This window comes from Pedobacter frigidisoli, assembly GCF_032678525.1.
Lineage (GTDB): Bacteria > Bacteroidota > Bacteroidia > Sphingobacteriales > Sphingobacteriaceae > Pedobacter > Pedobacter frigidisoli_A.
The window spans coordinates 93853-106511 of the sequence record NZ_JAVTSE010000005.1 but is presented as its reverse complement, the minus strand read 5'-3'; the positions used below and the strand labels follow the sequence as shown (position 1 = coordinate 106511).

General features: G+C 39.5%; 14 protein-coding genes. 6 read left to right on the top strand and 8 right to left on the bottom strand.

The genetic code is table 11. The features are described from left to right. Positions 1-85: 85 nt before the first annotated feature. Positions 86-856, top strand: a complete 771-nt coding sequence (locus tag R2Q80_RS15070) for a Ku protein (RefSeq protein ID WP_316800386.1) — start codon at positions 86-88, stop codon at positions 854-856. 51 nt (positions 857-907) lie between these two features. On the opposite strand, the gene dnaB is transcribed toward R2Q80_RS15070, so the two are convergent. Next, positions 908-2473, bottom strand: coding sequence for a replicative DNA helicase (gene dnaB / locus R2Q80_RS15065; RefSeq protein ID WP_316800385.1), 1566 nt, complete (start codon positions 2471-2473; stop codon positions 908-910). Between the two features lie 197 nt (positions 2474-2670). Between dnaB and rlmB the strand changes: the two genes are divergently transcribed. After that, a complete protein-coding gene (gene rlmB / locus R2Q80_RS15060) occupies positions 2671-3438 on the top strand; it encodes a 23S rRNA (guanosine(2251)-2'-O)-methyltransferase RlmB (RefSeq protein ID WP_316800384.1) in 768 nt (255 codons plus the stop codon). Positions 3439-3522: 84 nt separating this feature from the next. Here the strand turns inward: rlmB and R2Q80_RS15055 are convergent, their stop codons facing one another. From R2Q80_RS15055 to R2Q80_RS15040, 4 genes are all read right to left on the bottom strand, one after another. Continuing rightward, positions 3523-3735, bottom strand: coding sequence for a hypothetical protein (locus R2Q80_RS15055; protein ID WP_316800383.1), 213 nt, complete (start codon positions 3733-3735; stop codon positions 3523-3525). Between the two features lie 38 nt (positions 3736-3773). After that, a complete protein-coding gene (locus R2Q80_RS15050) occupies positions 3774-4586 on the bottom strand; it encodes a hypothetical protein (protein ID WP_316800382.1) in 813 nt (270 codons plus the stop codon). Between the two features lie 10 nt (positions 4587-4596). Then, a complete protein-coding gene (locus tag R2Q80_RS15045) occupies positions 4597-4974 on the bottom strand; it encodes an SRPBCC domain-containing protein (RefSeq protein ID WP_316800381.1) in 378 nt (125 codons plus the stop codon). A gap of 75 nt (positions 4975-5049) precedes the next feature. Next, complete coding sequence (locus tag R2Q80_RS15040) at positions 5050-6240, bottom strand: acyl-CoA dehydrogenase family protein (protein ID WP_316800380.1); 1191 nt, start codon at positions 6238-6240, stop codon at positions 5050-5052. A gap of 112 nt (positions 6241-6352) precedes the next feature. Between R2Q80_RS15040 and folB the strand changes: the two genes are divergently transcribed. Together folB and R2Q80_RS15030 are read left to right on the top strand one after the other, a co-directional pair. Beyond that, entirely contained in the window at positions 6353-6721 is a 369-nt protein-coding gene (gene folB, locus R2Q80_RS15035; protein WP_316800379.1) for a dihydroneopterin aldolase, read from the top strand. A gap of 3 nt (positions 6722-6724) precedes the next feature. Then, complete coding sequence (locus R2Q80_RS15030) at positions 6725-8134, top strand: FAD-binding oxidoreductase (RefSeq protein ID WP_316800378.1); 1410 nt, start codon at positions 6725-6727, stop codon at positions 8132-8134. A 71-nt stretch (positions 8135-8205) separates the two neighbouring features. Here the strand turns inward: R2Q80_RS15030 and R2Q80_RS15025 are convergent, their stop codons facing one another. Then, entirely contained in the window at positions 8206-8694 is a 489-nt protein-coding gene (locus tag R2Q80_RS15025) for a thioesterase family protein (protein WP_316800377.1), read from the bottom strand. A gap of 67 nt (positions 8695-8761) precedes the next feature. Here R2Q80_RS15025 and R2Q80_RS15020 point away from each other — a divergent pair, with 67 nt between their 5' ends. Together R2Q80_RS15020 and R2Q80_RS15015 are read left to right on the top strand one after the other, a co-directional pair. Then, on the top strand, positions 8762-9196 hold the full coding sequence (locus tag R2Q80_RS15020) for an Hsp20/alpha crystallin family protein (RefSeq protein WP_316800376.1): 435 nt from the start codon (positions 8762-8764) through the stop codon (positions 9194-9196). Between the two features lie 240 nt (positions 9197-9436). Next, the gene (locus tag R2Q80_RS15015) at positions 9437-10753 is read left to right on the top strand and encodes a nicotinamide mononucleotide adenylyltransferase (RefSeq protein WP_316800375.1); all 1317 of its coding nucleotides are present in this window, start codon (positions 9437-9439) and stop codon (positions 10751-10753) included. A 56-nt stretch (positions 10754-10809) separates the two neighbouring features. Here the strand turns inward: R2Q80_RS15015 and R2Q80_RS15010 are convergent, their stop codons facing one another. Both R2Q80_RS15010 and R2Q80_RS15005 read right to left on the bottom strand, forming a co-directional pair. Beyond that, complete coding sequence (locus R2Q80_RS15010) at positions 10810-11508, bottom strand: LytTR family DNA-binding domain-containing protein (protein ID WP_316800374.1); 699 nt, start codon at positions 11506-11508, stop codon at positions 10810-10812. Beyond that, positions 11505-12575 carry a sensor histidine kinase gene (locus tag R2Q80_RS15005; RefSeq protein ID WP_316800373.1) on the bottom strand — a complete coding sequence of 357 codons (1071 nt, stop codon included), beginning with the start codon at positions 12573-12575 and terminating at the stop codon, positions 11505-11507. The genes R2Q80_RS15010 and R2Q80_RS15005 overlap by 4 nt, the downstream gene beginning before the upstream one ends. Positions 12576-12659: the final 84 nt, after the last annotated feature.

The following is a 12659-nucleotide window of genomic DNA, read 5'->3' as shown; positions in this document are numbered from 1 at the left end:
TTAAAATATAGAGTTTAATAGAAATAAGAGTAAAACAATCTGTTTTAAGCGCATGTTATTAATGCATATTTAAACTTTTATATTCATGAGATCAATTTGGAAAGGTTCAATTGGCTTTGGTTTAGTTAACATCCCTGTTAAATTGTTTTCAGGCGTGCAGGGGAGTCATCTCGATCTGGATATGCTGGATGAACGTGATCATGAGAAGATCAGATTTCAGCGGGTGAACGAGAAAACTCATAAAGAAGTTCCTTTCGATAAAATTGTAAAAGGTTACTTTTTAAAAGACAGGTACGTCATTCTGGATAAACATGATTTTGAAGAGGCATCACCAGAAAAGACCAAAATGATTGAATTGGAGAATTTCGTAGATATGAAAGAAATTAATCCTGTTTATTATGAAACCTCTTATTATACAGAACCCGAAAAGCAAGGCAGAAAGGCATATGCCTTATTGCTTAAGGCCCTGGAAAAATCTGGCAAAGCAGGTATCGCAAGGTTTGTATTGCGAAATACTGAAAACTTATGCGTTATACATCCCATGCATGGCGTTATAGTGGTCACAAAAATCAGGTTTGAGCAGGAAATCAGAAGTCTTTCAGATATTGAAAAGGTAGCGGATATTACCATTACAAAAAAGGAAATGGATGTTGGCCTGGCTTTGATTAAGCAATATACTTCAAAATTCGATCTAAGTTCGTTTAAAGATGATTACAGCGATGAACTGCTGAAAATAATTAAAGCTAAGGCAAAAGGTAAGCGGGCGACAGTTAAGAAAATGAAACCGCAAAAAGCCTCCGGCGATGATCTGTATGAACAGTTGATGCAGAGTCTGGGTAATAAAAAAGGAGCCTAAATAAAAAGGAAAAGCGTATGCTTCTCCTTTTAGGATACTCCGGGCTACATACTAAAATGGTGGATCATCGTCACTATACTCGTCCATTTTTGAAGGACGTATAATGACGTTACTTTGTTTTTCGAAATCCTGAGAGGGATACATTCCTGCAGACGGATCAGCCGATGCAAACGATGCTGGCGCAGTGAAATCTTCTTCTAAGTCAGCAAACTTAACAAACTTACCAATAAATCTTAGGGGGACAATACCTGTTTCACCATTTCGGTGCTTTGCAATAATTACCTCACCAATTCCGGCTTGTGAGCGGCCTTGTTCGTCTTCAGTAATACCATAGTATTCCGGACGGTAAAGAAATAACACCATGTCGGCATCCTGTTCAATAGATCCCGATTCACGTAAATCGGATAGCATAGGCCGTTTACCTTGTAGTCCTGGTCTGCTCTCTACAGCACGACTTAGCTGCGATAGTGCCAGTACAGGAACATCCAGCTCTTTAGCTACGGATTTTAATGCCCTGGAAATACTACCAATCTCCTGCTCACGATTCCCTCCTCCCTTACCACCTTCACCTTTTCCGTGCATGAGCTGAAGGTAATCGACAATAACCAATTGAATATCATATTGAGACTTTAATCTTCTGCACTTTGCCCTGAACTCAAAAATATTCAAAGCAGGGGTATCGTCAATCAGCAGTGGGGCTTCCGTTAACCTGCCGATTTTACTATGTAGCTGCTGCCATTCCCACTCTTGTAAGTTTCCTTTTCTTATCTTTTCCTGTTCAATCTCTGCCTCACCCGCAATTAAGCGATTCACCAGCTGAACGGATGACATCTCCAGCGAAAACACTACACAGGGTTTCTGGAAATCCACAGTGGCATTCCTTGCGCAGGTAAGTACGAAGGCTGTTTTCCCCATTGCCGGACGAGCGGCAATAATCACGAGATCCTGTTTCTGCCATCCACCTGTAATCCTGTCCAAACCGGTAAAGCCGGTCGGAACTCCCGTTAATCCGTCAGTTTTAGTTCTTAACTCTTCCAGATTCGCAAGTGATTGCTTAATAATATCCTCCATTTTCTGCGTATCTCTCCGGAGGTTGTTCTGGGCAATATCGAACAGTCCTTTCTCCGCATGATCCAGAAGGTCGAAAATATCTGTGGTATCTTCGTATGCATTAGTGATGATGTCTGTAGAAATCCGGATCAGCTCACGTTGTATGTATTTTTGCGATATAATACGGGCGTGAAATTCAATATTAGCCGCCGAAGCTACACGGTTGGTAAGATTGGTGATATAATAAGCACCTCCAACCATTTCCAGTGCACCCATTTGGCGCAATTCTGTTGTTACAGTTAAGATGTCTACCGGTTTCGACTTCTCAAACAACATGTGTATCGCAGCGAAAATCTTCTGATGGGCTTCATGATAGAAAACTTCAGGTTTTAAAACATCTATTACAGCTGATAAGGCATCTTTCTCAAGCATCAGTGCGCCTAAAACTGCTTCTTCCAAATCCAGTGCCTGGGGAGGTAATTTTCCCATTGAGCTTACCGTATTGCTTAGTCGTGCTTTGCGCGCTGATATGCTGTTTTTTCCGCCTTGTTCGTTATCCATACTCATTTTACAAAAGTAGTTAATTTTTGACGCGATTGTTTTAACAAGTTACTAGCTGTTTGTTAACAAATTGATCTCGAATAAGATTTGTTTATACGGTTTTTCTAACACCTATACTGCTTGGAACAATAAATTGTGATTAAGGGTGATATACATTATGCCTGAAGCATTAAATTGAATACTTTTGTGCAATATTTCGAAACATGGATAATTTTAGAAGACCGCAAAGACCAAAAGAAAACAATGAATTTGTATTCGGTATCAGGGCCGTAATCGAGGCTGTAAAAGCCGGAAGGGATATCGAAACCATTTATCAGCAACGCGGCCTCGGCGGCGACTTGTTTCTTGAACTTAAAGCGCTTTTAAAAGATACATTAATCCCCTTGAATGCTGTTCCTGTTGAAAAACTGAACAGAATGTCTACCAAGAACCACCAGGGGGTGATTGCCGTAATCTCGCCCATAACTTATCAGAATATTGAGGATATTGTTCCGGCTGTTTTCGAAAAAGGGGAGGTTCCTCTTATTCTGGTTTTGGATAGCGTAACTGATGTAAGAAACATGGGAGCTATTGCACGTACTGCTGCCTGTGTAGGTGTACACGCCATTGTTGTTCCCCTGAAAAATGCAGCTCAGATTAACGCTGATGCCATCAAAACATCCGCTGGTGCACTATTTAGCATTCCCATTTGCAGGCATTCCAATCTTCATAAAACTTGTTTGTTTTTACAGGATAGCGGACTACAGATCGTAGCCTGCACAGAGAAAACAAATGATTTGATTTATGCGCCTGACTTTACCATGCCAACTGCAATTGTAATGGGTTCGGAGGATGAAGGGATTTCAAATGATTTATTGCGGGTGGCAGATCATTTAGCCAAAATTCCTATGAATGGCAAAATTGAGTCGCTTAACGTTTCTGTTTCTGCCGGTGTAATCTTATACGAGGCTGTGAGACAGAGAACAGTATAAAGCATCAATAACGCTGCTAGGAATACAATACATTAATAGTAAAATATGGAGAATGGGCCATCTGATTTTTTAGATGGCCTTCTGCTATTTCTTTCTCGAGGTAACAAATACAACAGCCCCGGCAATCAGTATAATTCCGCCGGCATAAGGTGGCCAGTTCACACTTTTCTCCCTGTCGGCCGAAATCTGTATCGGGCCGGCGTCCACAATCTTTTCCTTTTTAGTGTAGCTGAATCCTGTCCACACCAGCATCGCAATGCCAATGACCATCAATATGGAGCCTATAGTTCTGTTCATAGTTTTATTTCGTGAACAGTTATCTGTTTCAGATTGTTTTAAAAGCAGTATCCCAAAGTAAATTTTTCACTAAGATTAACCCTGTTCGCAGTCTCGAAACAAAATGAAAACCTGTGTACCAATAGATGATAACTTAGCGAAAACCCAAAAGAACTATCTTCGGTAATCGACCTTTGGTTTGCTGAGCCATATTTAAAACTATTAACAAGCCCGGGGGTGCCTCCCATAAATAGCCTGAAGGAATGTTTAATATCATGATTATGTCGGGCCTGCCATATTACCTCGGTAGATAAACCGGTTGTCCACAACACTTTTTTCCTGGTCACAGCGACATAATCCGGTAGGTCACTATTGTAAATTTGTTCCCTGAATTTAGTATAATTGCCGCTTTCAATACTGAGTGCGTTCTCAAAATTGACGTATCTAAAATCGGTATTCCCGTTTGTGGAGGTATGGCTTAAGCCTGTTGAAAGTCGGAAGCCCAAACCGCTTATTGACTTGCTGAACGATTGTAGGTATTTCCGCGAATCTTCCGGGCTTGTTATCGTTCCCCCATTTGACGCCTTACCAAAGTAACCATATGCGCCGTATGCAATATTAAAATCTTTAAAGGTATGGGCACGGCTCAAATTTGCCATTCCCATTTCATAAGAGATATCACCATCAGGAGAAACAGCTACGGCATAACTTCCTGAAAGAGAGGTTAAGGATTTCAAACTGTCAGCAACCATCGACTTAGGTAAGTATGCAATGTTGTTGCCCAATATCGCTGGAGTAAGATACGTGGTGCAAGAACTAAATAGGATGGCAACAAGTGAAAAGAAGTTGAGAGCGTTAATTTTAAGTTTCATTTTTTATTATTTATTCATCAAAGAAATCAACCAGCCCTCCGAGGTAATATTCCTCAATCCCTTCCGTAAAATCTTTATAATCCTCATCAGGAATATTAGTTTGCTTATACTCAAGTGAAGTACCTTTTTTATCCTCATGAAGTTTTATAGTTACAATGGATGGTTCGCCATCCTCGCCAAAATACCACTGTTGTACAATTTTTTTATTGGTTTCGAATTCGATATTTTTACCAACGATATCTCCGTCCCAGAAGGAGAATTCTGTACCTGGTTTCTCCTCAAATTCTACCTCGGCACCTGTCCACAGCTTTATACTTAAATCTTTTGTAAGCGCCAGATAAACTTCTTCCGGAGGTGCAGGGATATAGGTATATTTTTTAAAATCCATGTATAATGTTCAAATTTAGTTATAAGATGTAAATTTAATATTTCGTAAAAGTTAAAAGATGTAAATATGGGCACACTATTTAAAAGCATTTAATCCGGTTACATCCATCCCGGTAATCAACAAGTGTATGTCATGTGTCCCTTCATAGGTAACTACAGATTCTAAGTTCATCATGTGACGCATAATGGAGTATTCGCCAGTAATTCCCATGCCGCCCAACATTTGTCTTGCATTCCGGGCGATATCTAAGGCAATTTCTACGCTATTTCGTTTTGCCATTGAAATTTGTTCGGCAGTAGCCCTGTTTTCACTTTTTAATGTACCCAGTCGCCAAATCAAAAGCTGACCTTTGGTTATTTCTGTAATCATTTCTGCAAGTTTCTTCTGTTGTAGTTGAAACCCACCAATAGGTTTATCAAACTGTACTCGTTCCTTTGAATAGCGTAACGCGGTATCATAGCAATCCATAGCAGCGCCAAGCGCACCCCATGCAATGCCATATCGGGCCTGATTCAAACAACCTAACGGACCTTTTAATCCGCTTATTTCAGGGAAAACGTTGTCTTTTGGAATCTTAACTTGATCAAAAACAAGTTCACCGGTTGATGAAGCACGTAAGCTCCATTTATTGTGCGTTTCAGGAGTAGAAAAGCCTTCCATTCCACGTTCAACAATCATTCCGCGTATTTTACCCGTTTCATCTTTAGCCCAAACCACGGCAATATCAGCAAAAGGTGCGTTACTGATCCACATCTTGGCTCCATTCAATAAGTAATGAGTGCCAGCATCTTTGATGTTGGTAACCATCCCGCCGGGATTTGATCCATGATCGGGTTCGGTTAAACCAAAACACCCCATAAGTTCGCCACTTGCCAGTTTCGGGAGATATTTTTTGCGTTGTTCCTCGCTTCCATAAGCGTAAATCGGATACATCACCAATGAGCCCTGAACTGATGCAGTAGAACGAATGCCAGAGTCACCACGTTCAATTTCCTGCATTAATATCCCATATGAGATGTAATCCAGACCTGCACCACCATACTCAACAGGGATAGTCGGACCGAATGCACCTAAATCAGCCAATCCCTTAATTAAATGTTTAGGGAATGCTGCATTCTGTGCGTATTCTTCTATTATTGGGCTTACTTCTTTTTTAACCCATTCCCTTGCGGTTGCACGGATCAACTTATGCTCATCCGTTAACAAGTCATCCAATAAATAATAGTCTGGTGCCTCGTAAAGGTCTTTTTTTACTGATATGCTCATCGTCGTTTCCTTATCTGGTTATGATATCACGTCTATTTCAAAGGTAACAATTTACAACAATGGGCATTATATTCATGAATAAAAATTTAATTTAGCGGCATACAAAACATAAATGGCGAGATTACAACAAACCGTTGCTTTAAAAGATGTGAAATGCTTCGCATTGCATGGTTACTATCCTGAAGAACAGCTAACCGGGAATCACTTTATTGTGGATCTGGAAACCCGTTTTAACCCGCGGGGTTTCGACGACGATCTGAGTCAAACAGTAAATTATGAGGAACTCAATGCAATTATCAGTGATGAAATGAAGAATACACAAAAGCTTTTGGAGACGGTTCTCAATAACATCATTTCAAAAGTGATTGACGTTTATCCCTTTATTGATGGGGTGGAGGTAAGTATCAAAAAATTAAATCCACCGATGCCAGGACAAATCGGCCATTCCTTTGTGAAATTATCCTATACTTCAGATATTTAGAAAATGAACTTCACCAAAATTAATTCTGAGATTTTAGCCGAAATTCAGTTGGCCTTAGGCGTAGAAAAGGTATTTACTGATGTAGATAGTTTAGATCGTTATAGTCATGATGAAACGGAAGATTTACGTTATCAACCTGAAATTGTGGTAAAACCTGTATCAGTAGCGGATATATCGCAGCTGCTGAAGATCTGTAACAGCTACAATGTTCCGGTAACTCCGCGTGGAGGAGGTACAGGCTTAAGTGGTGGTGCCTTACCGGTATATGGCGGTGTGTCCTTATCAATGGAAAAGTTTAAATCAATTATTGAAATTGATATTGAGAATTTACAGGCTACCGTTGAGCCCGGAGTAATTACAGAAGATTTCATAAACGCAGTTGCAGAAAAAGGACTGCTTTATCCGGTTGACCCCAGCAGCAAAGGCTCTTGTTTTATTGGCGGAAATGTTGCCCACGGTTCTGGTGGTCCACGGGTAGTGAAATATGGTACCATTCGCGAGTATATACTTAATCTGGAAGTAGTTTTACCTAATGGAGAAATTATCTGGACTGGTGCCAATACTTTGAAATATGCCTCCGGTTATAACCTAACGCAGCTCATGATAGGGTCTGAAGGTACCTTGGGTGTCGTAACAAAAATCGTAACCAAGCTTTTACCCAAGCCTACTCAATCGGTATTGATGATGGGGTCATTCAGTACCAATGAAGACGCCTGTGCTGCGGTTTCCGCTATTTTTAGGGCCGGGGTAACGCCCTCCGCATTAGAATTTATGGAACGAAAAGGAGTAGAGTGGGTGATAAAATTCGATGACATTAAATTTGATTTAAAGGGCGGGGTGGCTGCTTTGCTAATGATAGAATTTGATGGTGATGATTTAGACGATATTTTTAAGAACTGCGAGAAAACCAATTTGGTTTTGGAAGAACACCATTGCACAGAAGTGTTGTTTGCTGATACTGCCGCACAAAAAGAAGAGCTCTGGAGGATGCGCAGGACAATGGCCGAATCTGTGAAGTCAAATTCTGTATATAAAGAGGAAGATACTGTAGTTCCGCGTGCAGCGTTACCAAGGCTGATTAGTGGCATCAAAGAAATAGGAGCCAGATATGGATTTGAAAGTGTTTGCTATGGGCATGCAGGGGATGGCAATCTACATGTTAATATTATCAAAGCCGGAATGAGCGATGAAGACTGGAAAGATAAGTTGAGCTTCGGTATTGCAGAAATTTTTGAACTCACTGCCGCACTCGGAGGTACAATATCAGGTGAGCATGGAATCGGGTTGGTGCAGAAAGACTTCATGCCAATTAAGTACTCTGAAATCCACTTGAACTTGATGCGTGGCATTAAGAACGTGTTCGATCCGAAGGGGATATTAAATCCCGGTAAAATTATGCCGGATATCAAGTAAATATAAGGTATAAGGACTGCACATACAAATTTAAAATGATCTGTAAATGTGTAGTCCTTTCAATCAATATCTTATGATTCCAGCTGTTCGAATCCAAGCATCTTTCTTTTTTCAGCCTCTGGGATAGCTGTAGGTCTGTTCGTCGAATAGTCGATGGCAATACATACTGTTTTACCTTTACTGCAAATCTCTTCCTCATTTCCTTTTATTTTCACAATCTGGTATTCAAGGTCGAAACTGGTATTTCCGATTCTCGATGTCTTTACATGAATAGCAATTTTATCATGCATCAGTATCGGTGAAATATAATCAAGCTCGGCATGGGCAATTACAATTCCAGTCTTCTTCCAATCCCATTGAATAACTTCCTCCCAATATTTTGTTCTGGCAATTTCAAGATAAGTGAAGTAAACAGAATTGTTTACATGACCCATCGTGTCAAAATCAATAAAGCGCAAATGAATATTTGTTTTAAAGTTAAACTTGTCTGAAAAAGCACGCCTGTCTGACAAAGTGTCTTTTGTTTTTGATTTATTTTGCCAAAATGTCTTGAAAATCATAAATATTTGGTTTGGTATGTAAGTTGAATAAGGGTTTATAACAAATTAAAAGTAAAAAATCAGAGATATGACACTAGTAAATTTTAACAACAGAACCCGTAACACAGCTCCTTATTTTAACAATGTTTTTGATTCATTGTTTAGCGATGCAATTACTAAAAATAAAATGGTTGATAAATCGCCGAACGTAAACATTCATGAAAATCAGAACGCCTATGTAATTGAGTTGGCAGCTCCCGGCTTGAAAAAAGAAGATTTTCAGATCAATTTAAAGAAAGAAACATTGTCCGTTTGGGCTGAAGTAAAAAAAGATGAAACTCAGGCGACTAAAGATTTCACCCGCAAAGAATTTGATTACAGCTCTTTTGCCAGGTCATTTAATTTACCGGAGCAAGCAGACGGGGATAAAATTACTGCTGAATATAAAGATGGTATTTTAAGTATCAATATCAGCAAAAAAGACGATGCCGCATTACAGCAAAAAGAAATTGTGGTTTCATAAACAAGATATTTCCGCAAGGAGATTTTTCATAACAGTTTAGGTTTTGATTGTGAACCCTGTAAGGGCCAAAGGCGGGATTAGTGCGGAGAGCAGCCCTTTAGGTTTCATAATTATTGAGGTTTAAGTTTATAAGGTTGGTATCGGATGATATCAACCTTATTTTTTGCCGATAGTATTTAGACTGATTTTAAGTTGAATTCTTAAAACTGCCTTAATATCAAAATTTCGTACTTTTGCCGCATGGAAAGAGAAATTCTGGATACTAAACGCAAAGCATTAAAAATTAATCTTGACCCTAGAATTTACGGCACTTTTGCTGAGATTGGTGCCGGACAGGAAGTTTCAAGGAACTTTTTTAATGCTGGCGCAGCGTCTGGAACGGTAGCCAAAACCATGTCTGCCTATGATATGACTTTCAGTGATGCAATTTATGGAGCAGAGGCAAGCGGCCGTTATGTAAGTCAGAACCGGTTACTGCAAATGCTCGATCACGAGTTCGGACTCCTCAACGAACGATTATCTGGTGAAAAATATGAAAGCAGAACGTTTTTCGCTTTTGCAGATACAGTGACCACTTTAAATTATAAACGAACCAATGAACCCCATGGCTGGGTCGGACTTCGTTTTCAAAATGAACCAGGCGGAGCACCGAATGAAATTTACTTCCATGTTCGTTTGTTGGATACCGATGTAAGTATGCAGCAACGGGTGTTAGGCATCATCGGTGTGAATTTACTTTATGCTGCCTTTTACCACTATCAGGATCCCAAGTTGATGGTGGAATCGCTTGCTGATAACCTTACCATTGGCTCAGTTGAAATTGACCTGATTTCAGTTAAAGGTCCTGCATTTCTTGGTGTCGATAATATACTTCTTAATTTGTACATGATTATGAAGGATTTCTCAGCAGCGGCAATCTTCGATGCAGACGCACATCCGCGTCAGGCTAAAGATTTATTGTATAGAAAAGACATCATGATTCTGAGGACTAAGTATGGACAGAAATCATTGCCAAACTTCAATTTATTTAATAAAGCCACAGATCAGTTTAAACGTACCAATAGAGTGGAGGACACTAATCTGGCCGTTATGATTGAGGTGTTGTTAACAAATGTTTTGACAGATGATCAGGAGACGCCGGATGATATTGATCTTGAAGCGGTGGCTAAACGTACTCAGGACATGTGCGATACGGGGAATATCGTAATTGTATCTAACTTTACTCGCCACAACAGACTCGCTAAATATTTGGCCCGTTGTAAGCCGAAAAGTGTGGGATTAGCCACAAATATCAATAACCTTAAATTTGTGTTTAATTCTACTAACTTCAAAGGTGAAAATTATTCCGGACAGCTTTTAAGTTATGTGAATGATATGTTCAATACTAATGTGCGTCTCTTTGCGTACCCTTTCCTGGATAAAAAAACAAATGAAGTGATAACTACGGCAAACATGCCCATCACACCTGAAGCCAAACCATTGTTCGATTTTCTTCTCATTAATGGATACATTACTGATATCAAAGATTACAGCGAAGACGAAGTAAAAACGGTATAGCAATTGCAGGATTTTGTTGCAACCTTTTATATCCGTCCTCCATTATGCCTCGGCAGTTAGTTTATTAGCTTTTCAATCACTGACTTATAGCTGTCGCTAACTGGAAGCTCTTTTTCGCCTATAAAAACGGCGTTTTTGCGTATGGCAGTTATTTTTTCAATATTTACAATAAAAGATTTGTGAATTCTTTCAAAATTACCAGGTAACTCCTCTTCCATGGCTTTCATACTCATACGAACTACGGCAGCCTTCGGACTTGTAGATGTATGAATCTGTATATAATCCTTTAACCCTTCTATAAAGGTGATTTCAGGAAAATTAATCTTCATCAGGCTGTAACCAACATTCACGAACATATAATTTTGTTTAGGCTGATTGTGTTGCGTGGCAGAGTGCTTTAGCTCGAACAAATCCTTAGCTTTGTTACAGGCCCTCATAAAACGGTCCGAAGAAACTGGCTTCATCAGGTAGTCTACAACATCGAGTGCAAATCCATCAAGGGCATACTGTTTGTAGGCAGTAACAATGATAACCATTGGCTTACTTACCAGGCTTTGAATAAATTGCAGGCCGGTAATTCCAGGCATCTGGATGTCAATAAAAATCAAATCAATAGGCCGTTCCTGCATGATCTTATTTGCTGCAAAAGCGTCGTCACAACTTGCTACCAGCTCCAGGAAGGGAATGCGACTAATATTATCTGCCAGTAATTGTAAGGCTAGCGGTTCATCATCAATGGCCAGGCATTTTATCATATCGCTAATTTCAAAGTTAAGTTTACATTGAACCATCCATCATTTTTCTCAACAGTCAGGTGGTGCTTGTTTCCATATAATAAATTGAGCCTCCGTGATACATTTGCTAACCCTATACCGGATGCGGCATCCTTTATTTCATTCTCAACGGGGTTAAATTTATTTCTGATCACGAACGTTAGTCTTTCGTTTTCTGTTTTCAAGTCAACAAAAATCTGAGGGTTCTGAATCATGCCCACTCCATGTTTAAATGCATTTTCAATAAAAGGAATTAATAACATCGGTTCGATTTCATCAAAGTCACTTTCAAGAGCAATGTTAGTTTCAATTGATACCTTCCTGCCAAATCGTTGTTTTTGCAAATCTATATAGGCCTGAAGGTAATCTGTTTCCGTTTTGATGGATACTTTTTCCTCGTCTGTCTCATAAAGCATATATTGCATCAAGCCAGATAACTTCATCACAGTGGGTTCCAGTTCATCGCTTTTCAAGCGCACTAGGGCTACAATGTTGTTTAATACGTTAAAAATGAAATGTGGACTAATCTGCGACCGAAGGAAAGATAGCTCTGTTTTCATATTTTCCTGTTCACGCTGTAAAACCCGTTTTTCTTCGCTGATACGGTCAGAAACCATGGTAAAAGCGGTGCTGGCAGCAATACTTAGCAAAAAAGTGGGCGTATTAAACCATAGGGTTCTTCCCAGGTTAAAGTCCAAATCAGGCAGTAAGTTACGGAACAAGAGTGCATGGATTGTTATTGCCATCAATAATGAGGCGAAGAAAAATAAAGCATAAAGCAGATACTTTTTCCGGTAAAAAAAAACTGGAATTAAGATCAGGCTGTTTACATAGAAAATGGCTATCCAGTAGAAATAACTTATAAAATTGAGTCTTAAGAACTGGGTTTCTTCGTAATGAGTAAGCGAACGGGGAGGCCGTCCTCTGTTAACATTGAGAATATAAGGTAATGTAATCAGCACTACCCATACTAAAATGTGCAATGTCAATTTCATCCATTTGTTTGAAAAGTTGATGGTCATTATTTTTTGTCTGGCAGTCTGTTGCATCGCTAAGTTATTATTTATTCTCTTTTAATAATGATTTAGGATATGAAATAATTCCTTTGAACACTTGCCATATCAACAGAGTAG